Source organism: Pseudomonas sp. efr-133-TYG-103a (genome assembly GCF_030209235.1).
GTDB lineage: Bacteria > Pseudomonadota > Gammaproteobacteria > Pseudomonadales > Pseudomonadaceae > Aquipseudomonas.
Map to the genome: position 1 here is coordinate 1 of NZ_JARVSK010000049.1, position 19972 is coordinate 19972.

The following is a 19972-nucleotide window of genomic DNA, read 5'->3' on the forward strand; positions in this document are numbered from 1 at the left end:
GATTGGGCGAATCATATCGCCCTTAAGAGGTGTCCGGGATCATTAGGCCAGTTCAAGCTCGCTCCTACAGGTCCTGTGGCCAGTTCTCGAAACCAGGCAGCGCCTGTAGGAGCGCGCTTGTCCCTGGGCCGCATCCGGACGATCGGCTGCGCAGCAGTCGTAAAACCGGTTGATGCGTTGTGCCCGTCAAACCGCATACATCCAGATCATTGCGCTGGCGCTGCCTCGGGCGCAGGATCGGCGGCGGGCGTGGCGTTGACTTCAGGCGCTGGAGCGGGTGCTGCTGCTGGGGCCGGCTCCGCTGGCGTGGCAGTCTCAGCCTTCAGTGGCTCAGGCTCTGCCGGGGCGGGCATGGTCTCACTGCCCTGATCCGCTGCTGTGGCAGACGGCGTGGCAGGCGTACTCAACGCTGCCGGAACCGGCGCAGGCGCGGCTGCCGGCGTGGCTTCAACCGGTTTCTGCTCATTCAACGCCGCGGCCTTGGCGGGAGCAGGTTCCGGCATGCCCAGATCGGTCTTGGGTTTTTCTTCGATGTGCGCAGCTTTCTTCACCTCCGGCGGCAGGAAGTTTTCCACCAGCGCGAAGAAACGGTCGTAGAACTTGGAGGACGCCACCGTCTCACTGGCCACCTTGACCATCGAGTCGTCCGTCGAGCCGATCGGCATCGAGACAGAGCCCAGCACGCCGACACCCAGGCTCGCCGAGTTGTTGACCTTCTTCAGCGCATAACGGTCCTGCAGGGCGTTGGCGAACATCGTTGCCTTGGCGTCCGTGCCACCATCGGCAGCACAGACCACATTGAAGCTGATCTCCATGTGGGTTTCGCCGGTCTGCTGAAAGCTCTTGTGGCCGCTGATCATTTTCGGATCGCTGCTGGTGATGATGTATCCCTGGCTGAGCAACGCGCGCCGCCCTGCCTCGCACGTGGCAGCATCGGACACTGGATAGTTGCGTGAGAACGTACCGGCGTCGTCGAAGTTTTCATGCTCGTAGATAGCCTGCTTCTTTGACGAGCAGCCTGCGGCGGCCAGCAGGGTCAATGCCCAGCATGCGGTACGAAAGCTCAGTAATTTAGACATCGAACATCCCGGGAAAAAGGTCGACAGAATAGTGGACCGAAGGAAACGCCGGTAAGTCTGCAACAAGGCTGGCACCGGATCAACGCACAGTTTGCAACCGTGTGGATACATCGAACTTTTCGTCGGCGCGACTCGCCACGTGCGCGCGACTGACGGGCGTTTCATGACTGTGGGCGTCTGACAACGCTGCAGCCCGGATATCGCCGGACGGAAGCGGGAATCGACTGACGGTCGTCAGCGACCTGCCTCCGCCCGATGCCGCTCAGACCTGACCGTGTTCGAGCTTCACGCCCAGAAACTCCAGCGCACGCCAGTAACCGGGATAGGTCTTGGCGACGCAATCCGGGTCCTGAATGCGAACACCCGAGACCTTGAGTCCGGCCAGCGCGAAACACATGGCGATGCGATGGTCCGAATGGGTGTCGATCAGCGCATGGCTGCTGGTGCCGGCCAGGCTCGGGTCCGACGCCACCAGCAAGTCGTCGCCCTCGACCGAGGCCAGCCCGGGACGCACTTGATTGAGCCCGTCATGCAGCGCCTGCACACGATCGCACTCTTTGACCCGCAGGTTGGCCAGATCGACAAAACGCACCGGCGTTTCATTGAAGGCCGCCAGCACCGCCAGCGTAGGAATCGCATCCTGCATCTGCGAGCCGTTGATCACCGCCGGCATCTTCGGGAATTGCGCGATCACGTCCATCGCCTTGGCATCAGGCTGGGTGAACGCCTGGGCAGCGACGCCCAGATCGATGTTGCCTGCGGTCAGGGCCTGCGCAGCCCACAGATAAGTGGCGGCAGAAGCATCCGGCTCGACGTGATAATCGCAGGCGGTGTAACCGGTCGGCGATACACGCCACAGCGCCTCATCGACGACTTCGACCTCAGCACCGAAAGCGCGCATGCAGGCGAGGGTCAGATCGATGTAACCGCGAGCGCCGATCTCCTTGCCGGTCAGAGCCACCTCGATCGGCGCATCGCCGCACGCCGCCACCATCAGCAGTGCGGAAACATACTGGCTGGACAGACCACCGTCGATTTCGAAACGGGTGGCCTTGATCGAACCGTGGCCGTGGATGACTACCGGCGGGCAGCCCGTCGCGCTTTCGGCATTCAGCCCGCCTTTGCGCAATGATTCGAGCAGCGGACCGATCGGGCGCTTCTGCATGTAGTGGTCGCCGTCCAGCGTGACACTGCCGTTGACCGTGCAGACCGCCGCCGTGAGAAAGCGCACTGCAGTGCCCGCATTGCCCAGAAACAGCGGGCCTTCAGGCACCTCGAGGCGACCCGAACTGGTGACGACGAAACTGGTGTCGTCCGGCTCGTCGATGACCACGCCCATCTGCCTCAACGCGTTGGACATGTGGCGGGTGTCGTCGCTTTTCAGCGCGCCACGCAGATGACTGGTGCCCTTGGCCAGCGCCGCCAGCAGCAACGCACGGTTGGTGATCGACTTCGAACCCGGCGGCGAGACATGCCCCGTCAACGGTACACCCGGTGGGATCACAGTGATGGTTTGGTTCATGCCCATGGTCCAGCTCTCCAAATTCGAAATCAGGCAGTGCGCAGCGCCGCGTTAAGCGAGCCGGCAATCATGTCATTTCTCGCCGCTCTGTGCAGCATCGCGTTGCCTTGCAGGCAGCGGAACATCGAACAGGGCTCATTGATGCCCCGGCCCACCCATGCGGTATTCCCTGCCGACCTGCATCAGGGCGCGCAGCGTATCGGTGTCAGGCTGATAACCCAGAACCTGCCTCGCCCGCGAGCAGTCCACGGTCAGCGAACCGCACAGCTGGGTATACAGATCGCCCTTGCCCGCGGCCTTGAGCATGACGGCCAGCAATGCACCAGGCACCGGCAAGGCGAAGACGCGCTTGCCCATTCCCTGCGCCAACGCGCCGAGCATCTGGTGAGTCGACACGTCACTGCCATCGCTGGCCAGAAACGTCTGGCCAGCTGCATCCGGATGCTGGCAGGCCAACGCAATCAAGGTCGCGAGATTGTCGACGGAAATGATGCTGCGCGCGTTGCGAACCAGCGCGAACGGACTGGGAATGCCTTTCTCGACCACCTTCAGCAGCGTCCTGAAATTGCCCGGTGCGTTCGCCCCGTACACGAGCGGAGGACGTATGATCACCCACTCCATGGTTGCACCGTCGAGCAACCGGTGCAGACCGATTTCAGCCTCCAGCTTGGAACGCGCGTAGTCAGCGACCGGATGAGGCGTTGAGGTTTCGGAGAAGCGCTGAGTCCCGGACTCGTTGCCGTTGACGCCAATCGAGCTGATGAACACAAAGCGCTGGACGCCAGCCGACAGCGCTTCACGGGCCAGCTGCAGCGTCGCGTCGCAGTTCACCGCCTGATACAGATCAGCCGAGTCGCCCTGTTTATCGAGCACATGCGCCCTGCCGGCCAGGTGAACCACGCAGTCAATGCCGGTGAGCATCCCGGTGATGGCCTGCGGATCTGTGAAGTCGGTCGCGATGTATTTCACGCCGACCACCGAACCCTTGCCGCTGCGGCAGATGCCCGTGACGTCGTGGGATTGATCCATCAGCAGCTCACAGAGTCGAGTGCCGATGAATCCGCTGGCGCCTGTTACAAGTATCCGCATGATCGAGACTCGCTGTCCTTAAGTTGTCCGAATGATAAGCGCAGAAACCCTCACAGCGCCGATGGCTTTCTGTCAGGCACAAAAAAAGCGACGCTAAGGTCGCTTTTTTTGTCGCTTCAAGGAGTTCAAGGGCCTTGAGGCTATGTATGGCGCAGCGGACGGGACTCGAACCCGCGACCCCCGGCGTGACAGGCCGGTATTCTAACCGACTGAACTACCGCTGCGTGTCGCACAGACTTTCATCTGCTTAACTCTGTTGAAACGGGCTGAAACCTGTTTCGTATGACTCTGATCGATCGCCTTGGCGTTCAATCTCAAACCCGGCTCTGAAAACAAAACCCGATCTGTAAAATATGGCGCAGCGGACGGGACTCGAACCCGCGACCCCCGGCGTGACAGGCCGGTATTCTAACCGACTGAACTACCGCTGCGCAGTGTGGACTTATCGTCCTGCTGAATCTCAGTAACCTTCAGCGTGTCTTGCAACTCTCAACGATGGTGGGTGATGACGGGATCGAACCGCCGACCCTCTGCTTGTAAGGCAGATGCTCTCCCGGCTGAGCTAATCACCCTTTGCTTCGCTGAGGCCGCGAAATTTACGCAGGTGCCGAACCTAAGTCAATAGCCTGCTTGAAGTTTTTTTCAAAAAAGCGGTTTTCGCTGACTGACATGAAAAGCCAGGCAAGGAACGAAAAAGCGAGCCCGAAGGCTCGCTCTTGATTTCACTCGCAGCGTGCGGCGGGAAACTTGCCGCCACGCTCAATCCACATAAATCATCTTCTTGCTCATGCCGCCATCGACCACGAATTCCTGCCCCGTGACAAACCCGGCATTCTTCGACAACAGCCATGCCACCGCGGCGGCAACATCTTCCACAGTCCCTACCCTGCCGGCCGGATGCTGCGCGTGATCGGCGTCGGACAATGGCTCGGCGCGCCGCACAGACGGGTCGCGGGCATCGATCCAGCCGGGGCTGACAGCATTGACCCGAACCTGTGGGCCCAGGCTCATGGCCAACGCGTGCGTCAACGCCAGTAAACCGCCCTTGCTTGCGGCGTAAGCCTCGCTGTCAGGCTCGGATTGACGCGCGCGGGTCGAACTCAGATTGACGATGCTTCCGCCGTGCGCCCGCAGATAAGGGGCGCAATGCTTGGCGAGCAGCATCGGCCCGCTCAGATTGACCGCCAGCACGCGGTTCCAGTGCGACAGATCAAGACTCTCGAGGACCGTGTTATGGGGATCGGCCACCGCTGCATTGCACACCAGTGCATCCAGACGCCCGAACATGCCGAGCACTTCGGCGACGCCATCCACCACCTGTTGTTCGCTGGAGACGTCGATAGCGATGAACGAAGCATTCTCGCCCAGCACATCCGCCACGGCCGCGCCGCGCTGACGGTCTACATCGGTCAGCACGACTTGCCAGCCTTCGGTGACCAGCCAGGCAGCGATTGCCAGGCCAATCCCCCGAGCGGCGCCGGTCACCAACGCGACCCGGCCGTTATGCACGCCGGTCGCGCCCACCGTCCACTCATTCACAGGCGGCACTCACTGCGCGACTCACAGCGCAGCCAGGCCACGCGCGAGGTCCGCCTTGAGGTCGGCGACGTCTTCCAGACCGACCGCCACGCGGATCAGGCTGTCGCGAATACCGGCGGCCTCACGCTCCTGCGGCGACAGGCGGCCGTGAGAGGTGGTGCTCGGGTGGGTGATGGTGGTCTTGGTATCGCCCAGGTTCGCGGTGATCGAAATCAGGCGTGTAGCGTCGATGAAACGCCACGCGCCGTCCTTGCCGCCCTTGACCTCGAAACTCACCACGGCACCGAACGCCTTCTGCTGGCGCCTGGCGAGTTCGTGCTGCGGGTGACTCTCCAGACCGGCGTAGTGGACACGCTCTACGCCGTCCTGCTGCTCCAGCCACTGCGCCAGCTCCAGCGCGCTCTGGCAATGGGCGCGCATGCGGATGTTCAGCGTTTCCAGGCCTTTGAGGAACAGCCATGCATTGAACGGGCTCAGGCTTGGGCCGGCGGTACGCAGGAAACCGACCACTTCCTTCATGTGCTCGCTGCGCCCGACAACCACGCCACCCATGGCGCGTCCCTGCCCGTCGATGAACTTGGTCGCCGAATGCACGACCACGTCGGCACCCATGCGCAGCGGCTGTTGCAACGCAGGCGTACAGAAGCAGTTGTCGACGACCAGCAGTGCGCCCTTGGCGTGGGCGATTTCCGCCAGCGCGGCAATGTCGACCAGTTCGGCCAGCGGATTGGACGGTGATTCGACGAACAGCAACCGGGTATTGGACTTGATCGCCGCGTCCCAGCCCGACAATTCGGCCAGAGGGACGTAATCGACCTGCACGCCGAAGCGTTTGAAGTACTTCTCGAACAGGCTGATCGTGGAGCCGAACACGCTTTTGGAGACCAGCACGTGGTCACCGGCGCTGCACAGGCTCATGACGGTCGCCAGAATGGCGGACATGCCCGTGGACGTCGCAACGGCCTGCTCGCCACCTTCCAGCGCGGCGATACGCTCTTCGAACGAGTGCACTGTCGGGTTGGTGTAACGCGAGTAGACGTTGCCCGGTTTGTCTCCGGCGAACGTCGCGGCCGCGTCGGCTGCCGTGCGGAACACGTAGCTGGACGTGAAAAACAATGGATCGCTGTGTTCGCTCTCCGGCGTACGGTGCTGTCCAGCACGCACGGCGAGGGTGTCGAAACCCACGCCGTCGAGATCGCTGTCCAGTCGACCGGCATCCCATTCCTGAGTCATGCCGCCTGCTCCTTGTCTGGATTAGTTGTTGTACAGATCGATGATCGCGCTGACCGCCTGAGTCTTGGCCTTGGAGGCGTCATTACGCGCCTGCTCGATCCGGTTCAGGTAGTGCTCGTCGATGTCACCGGTCACGTACTTGCCGTCGAAAACCGAGCAGTCGAAATTATCGATCTTGATTTTCTTGCTGCCACTGACCGCTTCGATCAGGTCGTTCAGATCCTGATAAACCAGCCAGTCGGCACCGATGAGGTCGGCCACGTCCTGGGTGGAACGGTTATGAGCGATCAGCTCGTGAGCACTCGGCATGTCGATGCCGTAGACGTTGGGGAAGCGCACGGCCGGGGCCGCGGAACAGAAATACACGTTCTTGGCACCGGCTTCGCGGGCCATCTGAATGATCTGCTTGCAGGTGGTGCCGCGCACGATGGAGTCATCGACCAGCATGACGTTCTTGCCGCGGAACTCGAGCTCGATGGCGTTGAGCTTCTGGCGTACGGATTTTTTCCGCGCTGCCTGTCCCGGCATGATGAAGGTGCGGCCGATGTAGCGGTTCTTGACGAAGCCTTCGCGGAACTTGACGCCCAGGTGGTTGGCCAACTCCAGCGCCGCCGTGCGGCTGGTGTCGGGAATCGGGATGACCACGTCGATATCGTGATCAGGACGCTCGCGCAGAATCTTGTCGGCCAGTTTCTCGCCCATGCGCAGGCGCGCCTTGTAGACCGAGATACCGTCGATGATCGAGTCCGGACGCGCGAGGTACACGTGTTCGAAAATGCATGGCGCGTACTTGGGGCTGGTCGCGCACTGGCGCGTGTGCAGCTTGCCGTCTTCAGTGATGTACACCGCTTCGCCCGGCGCCAGGTCACGGATCAGGGTAAAGCCGAGCACGTCCAGCGCAACGCTTTCGGAAGCGATCATGTACTCGACGCCTTCGTCGGTGTGACGTTGGCCGAACACGATCGGACGAATCGCGTCCGGGTCGCGGAAACCGACGATCCCGTAGCCGGTGATCATCGCGACGACGGCGTATCCGCCACGGCAGCGGTTATGCACGTCGGTGACCGCAGCGAAGATGTCTTCTTCGGTCGGCTGCAGCTTGCCGCGCACGGCCAGTTCATGGGCGAAAACGTTGAGCAGGACTTCCGAGTCGGAATTGGTGTTGACATGGCGCAGGTCAGATTCGTAAATCTCCTTGGCCAGTTGCTCGACGTTGGTCAGGTTGCCATTATGCGCCAGCGTGATGCCATAGGGCGAGTTGACGTAGAACGGCTGGGCTTCGGCCGAAGTCGAGCTGCCCGCTGTTGGATAACGTACGTGACCGATGCCCATGTGTCCGACCAGACGCTGCATATGGCGTTGGTGGAACACATCACGGACCAGACCGTTGTCCTTGCGCAGGAACAACCGGCCGTCATGGCTGGTCACGATACCGGCAGCGTCCTGGCCGCGGTGCTGGAGGACGGTGAGCGCGTCATACAGCGCCTGATTGACGTTCGACTTGCCGACGATACCGACGATGCCACACATGCGACACAACCCCTACTTAGTGGAACTGGATTTACCGAGCACTTCCTGCGGCGTTGTAGGCGGCAGGAGGTGTTCCTTGAACGGAATATCAACAGGTACGCTGATTCCGCTGGCTAGCCACTTGCTGGACATCCCGAGAATCAGGTTTTTCGACCAGTCAGCGACCATGACAAATTGAGGGAGGAGCCGCGACTCCTGCCACCATTGATCCTGTTGTACCGGGCCCAGGCTCAACAGCCCTACCGCTACGACCACCAGCAAGCCCCCGCGCGCCGCGCCGAAGACCATGCCCAGAAAACGATCGGTCCCGGAAAGGCCGGTGACGCGAATCAGTTCCCCGATAAGAAAGTTGACCATGGCGCCGACCAACAGCGTGGCGACGAAAAGAATGGTGCAGCCCGCAATCACGCGTGCCGAAGGTGTTTCGATGTAGTTGACCAGATACTGGGCCAGCGAACCGCCAAACATCCAGGCGACGACACCTGCAATGATCCAGGTCAGCAAGGACAGTGCTTCTTTGACGAAGCCGCGCTTGAGACTGATCAGAGCTGAGATGGCGACAATTGCAATGATCGCCCAGTCAACCGGAGTAAATGACACGTTGCAGCCTACAGACTGATGAGGCGGCGCATTTTAGCAGAGCGCTCGCCCGGCGGTAAGCAGGGATTACGGATGGATGCCAATTAAGGCGAACTATTGGACTTTGCCGGTGGTCGATGCTCGCCAGACGGTGAGGATCAAGGTGCCTGTTTCAACCGTTTCCGGCTAAAGCCGATCCCACGAAAGCCGTGTATGCCTCCAGGACCGGCCTCTGCCGGGAAAGGGTCATGGCTACCGACCGAGTCTTACTTACGCTCCGGCTGGAAACGCACAACGATGCCCTTGATCTTCTGCTGCTTTTCCAGAGTGTCGCGCAGGCGATCCGCTTCGGCACGTTCGATGACCGGGCCGACGAACACTCGATTCACCCCATCGGAGGTGCGGATGTACGCATTGTAGCCTTGGGTGCGCAACGTTTTTTGCAGGTTATCGGCGTTCGCCCGATTGGACAGGCTGGCCAGTTGCACGGCCCAGGTTACCGAGAGGCCATTGGTGTCGACGCGAGCCGGATCGGCGACCGGAGCGGCAGGCGCAGGCGCCGGGGTAGCAGGCTTGGCGGGTGTCTGAGCCGGCGCTTGCGCTGGAGCTGACGCGACCTTTGCCGGTGGCACGGACGCTGGCGGCCGGGAAGGCGCCGGGGCGATAGGCATCGAGGGCGGTTGCTGGGTGGCAGGTGCCTGGCTCGGCTGCGACAATTCTTCATCGGTCGGCACCGGTTCCTGCGGCAGCGGTTGCTGCTCAGGCACGTTCACCGGCTCGACCTTGATCTGAGACGCCGCCGGCGCCTGCGGAGCGGCTGGCGCATCCACCTGCACATGACGCGCTTCATCCTGTCGGGAAAACAGCATCGGCAGGAAGATCACCGCGATGGCGATGAGCACCAGCGCGCCCACCATGCGCTGCTTGTACGCCTTATCCAGCAAAGCCATGTGTCACTTCCTCCGTGACGCGCCCGCAAGCCATTCCAGGGCCTCGGCCACGCAGTAAAAAGACCCGAACAGAACGATTTCGTCGTCGGCAGTCGCCTGATTGCATTGCGCTTCGAGTGCCAGCGCGACACTGGCGTAGGACGTCACGTGCGCGCCAAGGTTCTGCAACGCCTGCGCAATCTCTTGCGCAGGACGACTGCGCGGGGTCGGCAGGGGCGCAACCGCCCAGCTGCTGAAGCGATCAGCCAGTTCCGCCAGCACGCCGTCCAGATCCTTGTCATTAAGCAGACCGAATACTGCGAGGCGCTTGCCCGACACGGGACGCTGATCGAGACGTTGCGCCAGGAATGTGGCCGCATGAGGGTTGTGCCCCACGTCCAGCAGCACCCGCAACGGCTTGCCCTGCCACTGGAAGGATCGACGATCCAGCCGTCCTGTGACACGTGTGCCGAGCAATGCTGTACGGATCGACGCCGCTTGCCACTCCAGCCCCGAGAGCAGATAGGCCTGCAGGGCCAGAGCCGCGTTCTGCATTGGCAGATCGAGCAACGGCAAGTCACGCAGTTCGACTCTTGCCCCATCGAGGCCAGTGCCGAACCAATCCCATGCAGTCGGGCCGATGGCCAGATTGAAGTCGCGACCGCGCAGCGAAAGCGGGCAACTCAGGGCACCAGCCTGATCCAGCAGCGGCTTCGGTGGATCGAGATCGCCACACAGCGCGGGACGCCCTTCGCGGAAAATCCCTGCTTTCTCGAACGCCACAGACTCGCGGGTATTGCCCAGCCATTCGGCATGGTCGACACCGATACTGGTGACCAGGGCCATGTCCGCATCGATCAGGTTGACTGCATCCAGACGCCCTCCCAGACCGACTTCGAGCACCACCGCGTCAAGACCGGCCTGTTCGAACAGCCAGAACGCCGCCAGCGTGCCCATTTCGAAATAGGTCAGCGAAATGTCGCCACGGGCCTTTTCGATGACTTCGAACGCCGCGCAGAGCTGCTCGTCCGTGGCCTCGACGCCCTGCACTTGCACCCGCTCGTTGTAGCGCAGCAGGTGGGGCGAACTGTACACGCCGACTTTCAGGCCCTGCGCCTCGAGCAACGCGGCGAGAAACGCGCACGTCGAGCCCTTGCCGTTGGTGCCGGTGACCGTGATCACGCGCGGCGCCGGCCGAGTCAGCCCAGCCTGCAGCGCCACCTGTCGCGAACGCTCCAGCCCCATGTCGATGGCAGAAGGATGCAACTGCTCCAGGTAGCTCAGCCAGTCGGCCAGGGAGCGTGCGGTCATACGTTCGCCGGAGCGGGCGGAACCACGATCGGCTCAAGTTTCGGCGCAACGAATTTAGGGGTCGGCAGGCCCATCATCTGAGCCAGCAGGTTGCCCAGACGCTGACGCAGCTCCTGGCGGTGAATGATCATGTCGATCGCACCGTGATCCAGCAGGAATTCGCTGCGCTGGAAGCCTTCAGGGAGTTTTTCACGCACGGTCTGCTCGATGACACGAGGGCCGGCAAAGCCGATCAGCGCCTTTGGCTCGGCCACGATCACGTCGCCCAGCATCGCCAGACTGGCGGAAACGCCACCGTAGACCGGATCGGTCAGAACGGAGATGAAAGGCAGACCCTCTTCACGCAGACGGGCCAGCACAGCCGAGGTCTTGGCCATCTGCATCAGGGAAATCAGCGCTTCCTGCATGCGCGCACCACCGGAGGCGGCGAAGCAGATCATCGGACAGCGGTTTTCCAGTGCGTAGTTAGCAGCCTGGACGAAGCGCTCGCCAACGATCGCGCCCATGGATCCGCCCATGAACGAAAATTCGAATGCGCTGCACACCACCGGCATGCCCAGCAGCGTACCGCTCATGGAGATCAGCGCGTCCTTCTCGCCGGTCTGCTTTTGCGCGGCAGTCAGACGATCCTTGTATTTTTTGCTGTCGCGGAATTTCAGGCGATCGACAGGCTCGAGGTCAGCGCCGATTTCTTCGCGACCTTCGGTGTCCAGGAAGATGTTCAGGCGCGCACGCGCGTCGATGCGCATGTGGTGGTTGCACTTGGGACAGACGTCCAGTGTTTTTTCCAGCTCAGGGCGATACAGCACCGCCTCGCAGGATGGGCACTTGTGCCAGAGACCTTCGGGTACCGAGCTTTTCTTGACCTCGGAACGCATGATCGAAGGGATCAGTTTGTCTACCAACCAGTTGCTCATGCTTTCTTTCTCCAGTACCGGTGGCTTTGAACGCGACGGCGGTCTGTGCCGTGCGCACGCCCTAACTTAATTCATCTGCGGTGTCGCGAAATGTCGTACAACGATCGGCGCCTGGCCTGACCTGCTGAACCGACACCCCGTCGCTCACCACCCTCAACTTCCTGCGCGAGACGCAGCACGTCTCGTTTACTCAATTCGGCCAGCCCCAAATCCGGGTGGCAGGCTAGTGGACGGCAACCGCCCGTTCATCGTCACATCGGCAGCCACAGCTGCCGGAAAATTCGTTCAGGCGCTGTGCACCGCACTCATGAACGCGCGAATCTTGTCGTGGTCCTTCAAGCCCCTGGATCTTTCCACACCGCCGCTGACATCCACGGCGTAGGGGCGAACCTGCGCAATCGCCTGGGAGACATTGGCTGACGTCAGCCCGCCCGCCAGGATGATCGGCTTGCTCAGATGTTTTGGAATCAGTGCCCAATCGAAAGTTTCGCCGGTACCGCCGGGGATGCCCGCGACATAGGTGTCCAGCAGAATGCCGCACGCCTTGTGATAGAGCGCGCAACTGGCCGCGATGTCGTCTCCGGCCTGAACGCGCAGCGCCTTGATGTAAGGACGTTGATAACCCTCGCATTGCTCAGGGGTTTCGTCCCCATGAAACTGGATAAGGTCCAGCGGCACGACATCGAGCAATGCCTTCAACGCCTCGCGCTCGGCGTTGACGAACAGGCCGACGGTGCTCACGAACGGCGGCAAGGCGGCGATGATTGCCTGCGCCTGCTCTATCGTCACGGCCCGGGGACTCTTGGGGTAAAACACGAATCCGATGGCGTCGGCTCCCGCTTCGACGGCGGCCAACGCATCTTCTATGCAGGTAATCCCGCAGATCTTGCTGCGAACGGCTGACATGTGGTGAAAACCTCAAGCCCTTGGAAAGTCACGGATGGTAGCAAATGCAGCCCGGAACGTCAGCCGTCCAGTTCCGTGAAGCCTGTCAGAAAATGCGGACCGATGTAGCGCTCCGGCAAGGGAAACTCATCGCGGTACTCGACCTGCACCAGATACAGCCCGAACGGATGGGCCGTCACACCGCCCGTACGCCGAACGCGGCTCTGCAGCACTTCGCTGGCCCACTCCACCGGACGCTCACCGGCACCAATGGTCATGAGCACGCCAGCGATGTTACGCACCATGTGATGAAGGAAGGCATTGGCGCGGATGTCGATGACGATCATCTTGCCGTGTCGGGTGACGCGCAAATGGTGAATCTGCTTGATCGGCGACTTCGCCTGACATTGCCCGGCACGAAACGCGCTGAAATCGTGAGTGCCGACCAGATATTCGGCGGCCAACGCCATCCGCTCGACATCCAGCGGGCGATGATTCCAGGTGATTTCCTGGCCCAGATGAGCCGGACGGATCTGATCGTTGTAGATCACGTAGCGATAACGCCGGGCGATTGCCTTGAACCGCGCGTGAAAGTGCGCCGGCATGACTTTGGCCCAGGTCACGCTGATGTCATGGGGCAAATTGATATTGGCGCCCATGGTCCAGGCCTTCATGGTGCGCTCGGCCCGAGTATCGAAGTGCACCACCTGGCCGCACGCATGCACGCCGGCATCGGTGCGCCCGGCACACATCAGCGACACGGGCGAATCAGCCACTCTGGACAGCGCATTCTCCAGCGTCTCCTGCACGGTCAGCACGCCGGTGGACTGACGCTGCCAGCCGCTGTAGCGCGAGCCTTTGTATTCCACGCCCAGTGCGATCCTGGAAAAACCTTCGGCGGCCATTTCGGCTGCCGCTGTCTCTGCCACGGTGTCTGTAGTTGCCAAGTGCTTAAAGCCTGTCGATATGCGCAAGGGCGGCCATTATACGGATGGCAGAAAAAGACGCCATCGGCACCTGTCAGCACGACAGCCCTACAACGCCCACAAACGAAAACGACCGCCTGAGCGGTCGTTTCGAAGCAGTGCCGGCACCTGTCAGACCAGCCGCGACAACATCTCCCGCGCTTCGGTCTTCTGGCCGTCATCCCCTTCAGCGACCACTTCGTCGAGAATATCCCGGGCGCCGTCGGCATCACCCATCTCGATGTAGGCACGCGCCAGATCCAGCTTGGTGGCTGCCTCGTCGGTGCCGGAAAGGAAATCGAACTCAGGCTCGTCGTCCGCCAGCAATGCATCGTCTTCGGTAAAGCTTGGGGCTGCATCGCCAGGCTTGCCAGTCGAAGGCTGCTCCAGGCTTTGCGACAAGCGCTCAAGCTCGGCGTTGACATCATCGATCTCGGACGCAAAGGCATTGGAAGCCTGCTCGGTTTCCATCTCGTCGGCCAGGGACAAGTCGAAATCGGCCGGCAGATCGATATCGTCTTCCACCGGCGGCGTGTTCGCGCCCAGATCGGCGCGCTCTTCGAAAGCCGGCAGGTCGCGCAGCTCATCTTCCACGCCGAGCAGATAATCATCTTCAGCCTTCAGCCCCGGCTGATCTTCGGCCAGATCCAGGTCGAAGTCCGCCAGATCAGTGGGCTCGTTGGCTGACGCTTCGGTCTGCTCGCGCAAGATCGCGTCGAAATCCAGATCATCGGCGGTCGAACCACCGAATGGCGCGTCGAGGTCCAGATCGTCGAGGCGGGAATCGCCAGCGGGTGTCGAGCGATCAGGCACCTGCGCAGGAGACGCAGCTTCCAGATCGTCCAGACTGAGATCGAAGGCCGTATCGAAGTCATCCGGCAACGGCGCCTGCGCAACCGGCTCGGCCACAGGAGGCACTTGCGGCGCTGGCGGTGGCTCGTCGTTGAGCAGATCTTCGACGTATTTCGCATCCATTTCCGCCGCCAAAGCCGCAGCCGCAGCAACCCCCGCAGCCGCAGCAGCAGCGGCCGCCATGGCTGGATAACGGGATTTGAGCTGCTCGACTTCAGCGTGGTTCTTTCCCGTGGCGATCAATTGCCGCTCCTGCGCGACAAACCCCGCCTGATTATCTTGCTGAGCGTAAATCTCCATGAGCTTCAAGCGCAGATCGCTGCGCTGCGGCTCTTCCCTGACGGCCTCTTCCAACAACGCCGCCGCCTGGTTGATGCGACCATAGGCAATGTGGATTTCAGCCTGAACGAGCGCGTCAGCCGGATGTTCGCGGACCGGCTCGCTGACTGCGGTCGGCGCCGGCGCCATCTTTACATTGGGCGGAGGAACCTCCAGACCCTCGAAGCTGCTTTCCGGTAAATCCATGTCGGAGGCGAAATCCGATTCCTCGGACAGCGCCCGTGCCATCTGGCGGTGCTTTTCGGCTTCGATCAGCGCATTGCGACGGCGCGCCAGCAGCAGTAACAGCAACAGCAGAACCAGCAGCGCGCCGCCACCGATCAACCCCATCAACATCGGGCTGGCGAGGATCTTGTCCAGCGCGCTGCGATTATCCTCAGTGGCCGCAGGATCCGGCGCGACGGCCAGAGGCTGATCCGGCGTTGCGCTTGTGACCTTGGCGCCATCGACCGGCAGAGCGTCTTCCGGGGCGATTTCATTCGGCGGCTTGCCGGCTGCATCAGGCGCTGCGCTGTTCGGCACAATCTGAGCAGGCATTGCAGGATTGGCAGCATTGTTCGGGTTGGTGACGCTGTTCGGGCTGACAGTGCCGCCCGCATCAGGGCCTGGCACAGGCACGGCAGCACCGGCGGCCTGCATCTTCGCCAACTGGTCGTTTTTCAGTTCGATCAGGCGCTGCAGTTTATCGACCTGACTCTGCAGATCGCCCATGCGGCTTTTCAGTTCGGCATTGTCGCGGCGCGTGCTGTCCAGGCTTTCCTGGGTGACCGCCAACTGATTGCTGAGCTCGGCGTTGTCGCCGACCGCCCCATTGGCGCCGCGCTTGGCATTGGCCGAGACCAGACTGAGGTTGTCCTTGGCGTCGATCTGCGCCGGTGCAGCGCCCGCACGATTGCGACGGGTGGCATCAACCTGACGAGTGCCGCTGGGCAAGCGGCGACCTTCACGCCAGGCGCGGTTCTGCTCGGCGACCTCCGCCACGGCGCGGGGCTGAGGCAGCGCAGTCGCTTCCTGCGGCGACGGCAGACGCAGCACCTGACCTTTCTTCAGACGGTTGATGTTGCCGGCAATGAAAGCGTCCGGGTTGAGCGCCTGAATCGCCAGCATGGTCTGCTGGACCGTACCGCCATTACGCACGCGCTCGGCAATTTCCCAAAGCGTGTCGTTGTTGGCAGTCGTGTATTGAGTGAATTTGGGCTCAGCGGCCGGAGCCGGGGCCGCTGGGGCGGGCGCCGGAGCTGGAGTTTGCGCTTCCGGTGCCTGAGCCGGTGCGGTGCTCGGCGCAGTGGAAGGCAGTTGCGCGGCGGCTGCGGCGGTTTGCGGCGAAAACTTCGGCGGATCCAGCAACAAGCTGTACTCACGCAGCGCCCGGCCGTTGGGCCAGAGCACCTGAACGAGAAACTTCACATAGGGATCGCGGATGGGCTTGCTCGAGGTGATGCGCAAAACGCTCTTGCCGCCCGGATTGACTACCGGCGTGAACGTCAGGTCATCCAGGACCGCCGTACGGCCGACGCCTGCCTGAGCGAACTCCGCGGAGCTGGCCAGGCTCGGCACGACCTGCGAAGCGTTGAGATCCTGCACTTCCGTGAGTTCGATTTCAGCAAGCAACGGTTGATTCAGGGTCGACTTGACGGTCAAACCACCGAGACCGAGCGCCTGCGCCATCCCGGATGACAGCGCTGAAGCCGCAGCGATTGCTAAAACCAGTTTACGAACCTGAACCATAGCCCATCCCTTGTTTAAAATTTCCCCGGCAACCGAGAAGATAAAGCCTGCTAGGGCATCGAGCGTGTCAACACGCCGCAGCTAGAATGATTCTTTGAATTGTTGGCAAGTATCTTTTACGCAACATCTTTTATCAACAATTCAGCGACCTGCACAGCGTTCAGAGCAGCGCCTTTGCGAACATTATCTGACGTCACCCAGAAATTAAGTTCACAGACGTCGTCGATGCCTTGACGCAAACGTCCTACATAGACCGCGTCCTGTCCTACAGCATCGCCAACCGGCGTCGGGTAATCGCCCGCTTCTACCAGCTCGATGCCGTCAGCGGATTCCAGCGCCGCATTCACTGCTGCCAGATCGAGCGCCTCATCGGTCTGCACCGAAACGCTCAGGCTGTCGCCAAAAAAGACCGGAACCTGGATGCAGCTCACGCCGACCTTGATTAAAGGCAGCGAGAGCAGCTCGCGCAACTCGCTGACCAAACGTTTTTCCAGCGGCACGTGGCCGTCAGCATCCGGCACGCCCACCTGGGCGAGCAGGTTAAACGCCATTTGCCGGTCGAAGATCCGCGGTTCGAGGGGCCGCACGTTCAGCAGTTCGGCAGTCTGCCGCGCCAGCTCAGTCACCCCTTCGCGCCCCTGACTGGACACTGCCAGGCAAGCGGTGACGCTGACGCGCTCGATCTTCAGCAGGTCGCGCAGCGGTGAAAGCACCAATGCCAACGCCGCGGCGCTCGGGCTGGGGCAGGCAACCTGAAGGGGTCTTGCCAAGGTGGCGAGCAAGGCGCCGTTGACCTCAGGCACCACATTGGGCGCCTGATCCATGGGCAAGCCGCCCGACAGGTCGATGACCGCGCAACCGGCGGCGACAGCGCGCGAGGCATAGCTGCGCGTGACTGCCGGGCCTGCAGCAAAGAATGCGATGTTGACTTTACCGAACTCAAACGCGTCGACCTCGCGCACGCGAACATTCTTGCCGCGATACGGCACCGAGCTACCAGCCGACTCTGCACTGGCCAGCAGATACAATTCGCCAATCGGAAAGTCGCGTTCTTCGAGGATCTGGACGATGGTTTCGCCGACAGTACCGGTTGCGCCGATCACGGCGATATCAAAGGACTGGCTCATGGAAAAACCTCAGAAAAATCGGGGGGCGGCACTTTAACCGCGTGGCGCACGCCAGGCAATTGAGCCATGAAACGGATCGGCATCGCGGCAGCGCGCGGTTCAGGGTTCAAGACCGATGCGAAAGAACTCGCCAGCACTCCAGACACCCAGCCAACGCTGCCCATCGATCTGGCGCACGACGGCCAGATCGACCAATTGATAAAAGACGTTGCGATGAATCAACGCCTCAAGGTTGGCGCGCACATGCACATAAGGGGCAGGCTCTTGCGTGTCGGGATCTACGCTGACGCGCATCGGATGTTCAGGACCGAGCTCGATGACGTCCTCGACATGGGTGGTGAAGGTCAGGACCTGAGACTCACCTTCGCCCTGCACGTCCAGCAAGACCGCCACGAACGGCGCGTCGTCGACGGTGATGCCCACCTTTTCGACCGGCGTGATCAGGAAGTAGTCATCACCGTCGCGACGGATGATGGTCGAGAACAGACGCACCATCGGCTTTCGACCGATCGGCGTTCCCAGATAGAACCAGGTGCCGTCACGGGCGATACGCATGTCGATATCGCCGCAGAAATCAGGATTCCACAGGTGAACGGGCGGCAGACCCTTGCCGGTCTTGGGGATTTGCGCCAATAGATCGTTGGCTTTGCCCGAACCACTCATACGTCTCTCCTCAGCGGGCTTCGACGCCCAAGAGACTGCGAGCGTAAGCCTGCATCGGTGGTCCTAGCAAATCTTCAGGCTTGGTGTCACGCAAGGTCAGCAGGCCACCACGGTTGTGAATGCGCGCCGAATCGATCAAATAGCGGGTGTTGGTTTCGATCAGCATCAGTTGAATCACACCACTGTCAACGCCCAGACGGTCCACGACTTCCTGATCCGACCACTCATCAAAGGTGCCGATGCGATCGTCAGCCTTGGCGAAACGGGTGTAGAGCAGATAATGCGCGCCGGCGGCCCTGGCTTCATTCATCGCGTCATCAAGCCCTTCCGGTGCCCGGGCGCGACGGACCATGGGGAAATATTCGACGAAACCGTTGAAGGCCTCTTCGGCTACCACATTGGGACGTGGATACGCCCCACCTGGCGGTGCGAAAGCGCCTTGCGCGATATAGATGTAGGAATCAGGTTGCAGACGGAAGTTGTTCAGACGACGAGTCGAGCTGTGATCCAGCAGACCTGCATCACTGAGCTCATCGTGGGCGCCCTGTGCCAGATCGCTGACGTGCATGCAGCCACTCAACGCCAAAAACGCCAGCAAAAGAACCAGGCTACGCATTATTTCCTCCAAAGTCCGGCGACGGAAAACCGGCGAATGGCTGTGTAATGCAGCTTTTGCGCCAGCTCGGGAAATGGGCAGCCCTTGGTTGCAGATTACCGTTAAGCCGCCACCAGCGAGCCCAAAGCCCTGATGGCGTTTCGTCGAATCCGTGGACTCGCCGCCCATGCTCAGCGGCGACTCACTGGCGTTCAGTTGCTGGAGATTTCCGGCTTGAGGTCGTGGCCAGGCTCGACGTCGCGCTTGCGCTTGTTACCCATGCGCACGCCAATGTCCATCAGGAACTGGAAGAACCCTTCCTGGTCCTCCAGAACATTGCTCCAGAACGGCGAGTGGTACAGCGCAACAGCGCCATGCACCAGCGCCCAGGCGGCGCAGTAATGGAAATACGGCGGAACGTCTTCGAGTTTGCCTTCAGAGATGCGGCCCTTGATCAGCAAGGTCAGGTGCTCGAAGTTCGACGCGCGGATCTTGTGCAACTGCTCGACCATCTCGGGCACTTGATTGCCCTTGACCACCTTCTCTTCCAGACGGTCAAACAGACGGTAGCGCTGCGGATCTCGCATGCGGAACTCGAAATAAGCGCGGGACAGCGCTTCCTTGTCCTTATCGACGTCAGCAGAATGCAGCAGCTCGTTCAGATCGCGCTCGTAGTCGAGCATCAGGCGCAGATAAATCTCCGCCTTCGATTTGAAATGTTTATAGATAGTGCCTTTGCCGATACCGACGGCGTCCGCAATCATCTCGACGGTGACGCTGTCTTCACCCTGTTCAAGAAACAGCTTTAATGCGGTATCGAGAATTTCCTGCTCACGGCGCCGAAATTCACGGACCTTACGAGGTTCTTTCTGCATAGGAAGAGGCTGCGGGTTCAAAATCGAAGCCGCACATTATGCCTAACTTGCAGCAAATTGCACGGATCATCCGACCATATCGACGCTTCCTGACAACTTGGCGCCCCTCGTGATCAGGGCGTTCGAACACCCTGCATCAATCGAGTCCCGGCTTTGTCGCTTTTGCCGTGGGCGGTTGCCAAGTTTTATCAAACGTGCGGCACTAATTCCCGCGA

Annotated in this window: 16 protein-coding genes, 3 tRNA genes and 1 pseudogene; all 20 read right to left on the minus strand. The window is 61.2% G+C overall.

Going from position 1 to position 19972, the window contains the following annotated elements; translation table 11 throughout:
* Positions 1 to 206: 206 nt before the first annotated feature.
* Positions 207 to 1079, minus strand: coding sequence for a DUF2242 domain-containing protein (locus QRN36_RS27170; RefSeq protein ID WP_285426807.1), 873 nt, complete (start codon positions 1077 to 1079; stop codon positions 207 to 209).
* Between the two features lie 262 nt (positions 1080 to 1341).
* A complete protein-coding gene (gene aroA / locus QRN36_RS27175) occupies positions 1342 to 2607 on the minus strand; it encodes a 3-phosphoshikimate 1-carboxyvinyltransferase (RefSeq protein ID WP_285426808.1) in 1266 nt (421 codons plus the stop codon).
* Between the two features lie 129 nt (positions 2608 to 2736).
* On the minus strand, positions 2737 to 3690 hold the full coding sequence (locus QRN36_RS27180; protein ID WP_285426809.1) for an NAD-dependent epimerase/dehydratase family protein: 954 nt from the start codon (positions 3688 to 3690) through the stop codon (positions 2737 to 2739).
* Positions 3691 to 3837: 147 nt separating this feature from the next.
* Positions 3838 to 3914: transfer RNA gene (locus QRN36_RS27185), tRNA-Asp, on the minus strand.
* Positions 3915 to 4044: 130 nt separating this feature from the next.
* Positions 4045 to 4121: transfer RNA gene (locus tag QRN36_RS27190), tRNA-Asp, on the minus strand.
* 65 nt (positions 4122 to 4186) lie between these two features.
* Positions 4187 to 4262: transfer RNA gene (locus tag QRN36_RS27195), tRNA-Val, on the minus strand.
* Between the two features lie 187 nt (positions 4263 to 4449).
* Positions 4450 to 5229, minus strand: coding sequence for an SDR family oxidoreductase (locus QRN36_RS27200; RefSeq protein ID WP_285426810.1), 780 nt, complete (start codon positions 5227 to 5229; stop codon positions 4450 to 4452).
* Between the two features lie 21 nt (positions 5230 to 5250).
* Positions 5251 to 6462, minus strand: coding sequence for an O-succinylhomoserine sulfhydrylase (locus QRN36_RS27205; protein WP_285426811.1), 1212 nt, complete (start codon positions 6460 to 6462; stop codon positions 5251 to 5253).
* A 21-nt stretch (positions 6463 to 6483) separates the two neighbouring features.
* Positions 6484 to 7992, minus strand: coding sequence for an amidophosphoribosyltransferase (purF, locus tag QRN36_RS27210; RefSeq protein WP_093469336.1), 1509 nt, complete (start codon positions 7990 to 7992; stop codon positions 6484 to 6486).
* A gap of 12 nt (positions 7993 to 8004) precedes the next feature.
* Complete coding sequence (locus tag QRN36_RS27215; RefSeq protein WP_285426812.1) at positions 8005 to 8592, minus strand: CvpA family protein; 588 nt, start codon at positions 8590 to 8592, stop codon at positions 8005 to 8007.
* 245 nt (positions 8593 to 8837) lie between these two features.
* Entirely contained in the window at positions 8838 to 9521 is a 684-nt protein-coding gene (locus QRN36_RS27220) for an SPOR domain-containing protein (protein WP_285426813.1), read from the minus strand.
* Positions 9505 to 10811, minus strand: a pseudogene (folC, locus tag QRN36_RS27225) (bifunctional tetrahydrofolate synthase/dihydrofolate synthase). Before folC ends, QRN36_RS27220 begins: the two are co-directional and overlap by 17 nt.
* The gene (gene accD, locus QRN36_RS27230) at positions 10808 to 11728 is read right to left on the minus strand and encodes an acetyl-CoA carboxylase, carboxyltransferase subunit beta (protein ID WP_093469348.1); all 921 of its coding nucleotides are present in this window, start codon (positions 11726 to 11728) and stop codon (positions 10808 to 10810) included. The pseudogene folC and the gene accD overlap by 4 nt, the downstream one beginning before the upstream one ends.
* A 285-nt stretch (positions 11729 to 12013) precedes the next feature.
* Positions 12014 to 12634 (minus strand): phosphoribosylanthranilate isomerase, encoded by a 621-nt coding sequence (locus QRN36_RS27235; RefSeq protein WP_285426815.1) that lies wholly within the window; start codon positions 12632 to 12634, stop codon positions 12014 to 12016.
* A gap of 59 nt (positions 12635 to 12693) precedes the next feature.
* Entirely contained in the window at positions 12694 to 13518 is an 825-nt protein-coding gene (gene truA, locus QRN36_RS27240) for a tRNA pseudouridine(38-40) synthase TruA (RefSeq protein ID WP_285426833.1), read from the minus strand.
* A gap of 192 nt (positions 13519 to 13710) precedes the next feature.
* On the minus strand, positions 13711 to 16497 hold the full coding sequence (locus QRN36_RS27245) for a FimV/HubP family polar landmark protein (protein ID WP_285426816.1): 2787 nt from the start codon (positions 16495 to 16497) through the stop codon (positions 13711 to 13713).
* A gap of 116 nt (positions 16498 to 16613) precedes the next feature.
* Complete coding sequence (locus QRN36_RS27250) at positions 16614 to 17624, minus strand: aspartate-semialdehyde dehydrogenase (protein WP_285426817.1); 1011 nt, start codon at positions 17622 to 17624, stop codon at positions 16614 to 16616.
* A gap of 99 nt (positions 17625 to 17723) precedes the next feature.
* The gene (locus QRN36_RS27255; RefSeq protein ID WP_285426818.1) at positions 17724 to 18287 is read right to left on the minus strand and encodes a DUF1285 domain-containing protein; all 564 of its coding nucleotides are present in this window, start codon (positions 18285 to 18287) and stop codon (positions 17724 to 17726) included.
* A 10-nt stretch (positions 18288 to 18297) separates the two neighbouring features.
* Positions 18298 to 18903 carry a DUF4823 domain-containing protein gene (locus tag QRN36_RS27260; protein ID WP_093469367.1) on the minus strand — a complete coding sequence of 202 codons (606 nt, stop codon included), beginning with the start codon at positions 18901 to 18903 and terminating at the stop codon, positions 18298 to 18300.
* A gap of 191 nt (positions 18904 to 19094) precedes the next feature.
* Positions 19095 to 19757 (minus strand): TetR/AcrR family transcriptional regulator, encoded by a 663-nt coding sequence (locus tag QRN36_RS27265; RefSeq protein WP_285426819.1) that lies wholly within the window; start codon positions 19755 to 19757, stop codon positions 19095 to 19097.
* Between the last annotated feature and the right edge of the window lie 215 nt (positions 19758 to 19972).

What these genes read in the sequence shown, in the direction of transcription:
- QRN36_RS27170 (WP_285426807.1), bottom strand. Translation starts at nt 1,079, where the DNA reads ATGTCTAAATTACTGAGCTTTCGTACCGCATGCTGGGCATTGACCCTG.
- aroA (WP_285426808.1), bottom strand. Translation starts at nt 2,607, where the DNA reads ATGGGCATGAACCAAACCATCACTGTGATCCCACCGGGTGTACCGTTG.
- QRN36_RS27180 (WP_285426809.1), bottom strand. Translation starts at nt 3,690, where the DNA reads ATGCGGATACTTGTAACAGGCGCCAGCGGATTCATCGGCACTCGACTC.
- QRN36_RS27205 (WP_285426811.1), bottom strand. Translation starts at nt 6,462, where the DNA reads ATGACTCAGGAATGGGATGCCGGTCGACTGGACAGCGATCTCGACGGC.
- purF (WP_093469336.1), bottom strand. Translation starts at nt 7,992, where the DNA reads ATGTGTGGCATCGTCGGTATCGTCGGCAAGTCGAACGTCAATCAGGCG.
- QRN36_RS27220 (WP_285426813.1), bottom strand. Translation starts at nt 9,521, where the DNA reads ATGGCTTTGCTGGATAAGGCGTACAAGCAGCGCATGGTGGGCGCGCTG.
- accD (WP_093469348.1), bottom strand. Translation starts at nt 11,728, where the DNA reads ATGAGCAACTGGTTGGTAGACAAACTGATCCCTTCGATCATGCGTTCC.
- QRN36_RS27235 (WP_285426815.1), bottom strand. Translation starts at nt 12,634, where the DNA reads ATGTCAGCCGTTCGCAGCAAGATCTGCGGGATTACCTGCATAGAAGAT.
- truA (WP_285426833.1), bottom strand. Translation starts at nt 13,518, where the DNA reads ATGGCCGCCGAAGGTTTTTCCAGGATCGCACTGGGCGTGGAATACAAA.
- QRN36_RS27245 (WP_285426816.1), bottom strand. Translation starts at nt 16,497, where the DNA reads ATGGTTCAGGTTCGTAAACTGGTTTTAGCAATCGCTGCGGCTTCAGCG.
- QRN36_RS27250 (WP_285426817.1), bottom strand. Translation starts at nt 17,624, where the DNA reads ATGAGCCAGTCCTTTGATATCGCCGTGATCGGCGCAACCGGTACTGTC.
- QRN36_RS27255 (WP_285426818.1), bottom strand. Translation starts at nt 18,287, where the DNA reads ATGAGTGGTTCGGGCAAAGCCAACGATCTATTGGCGCAAATCCCCAAG.
- QRN36_RS27260 (WP_093469367.1), bottom strand. Translation starts at nt 18,903, where the DNA reads ATGCGTAGCCTGGTTCTTTTGCTGGCGTTTTTGGCGTTGAGTGGCTGC.
- QRN36_RS27265 (WP_285426819.1), bottom strand. Translation starts at nt 19,757, where the DNA reads ATGCAGAAAGAACCTCGTAAGGTCCGTGAATTTCGGCGCCGTGAGCAG.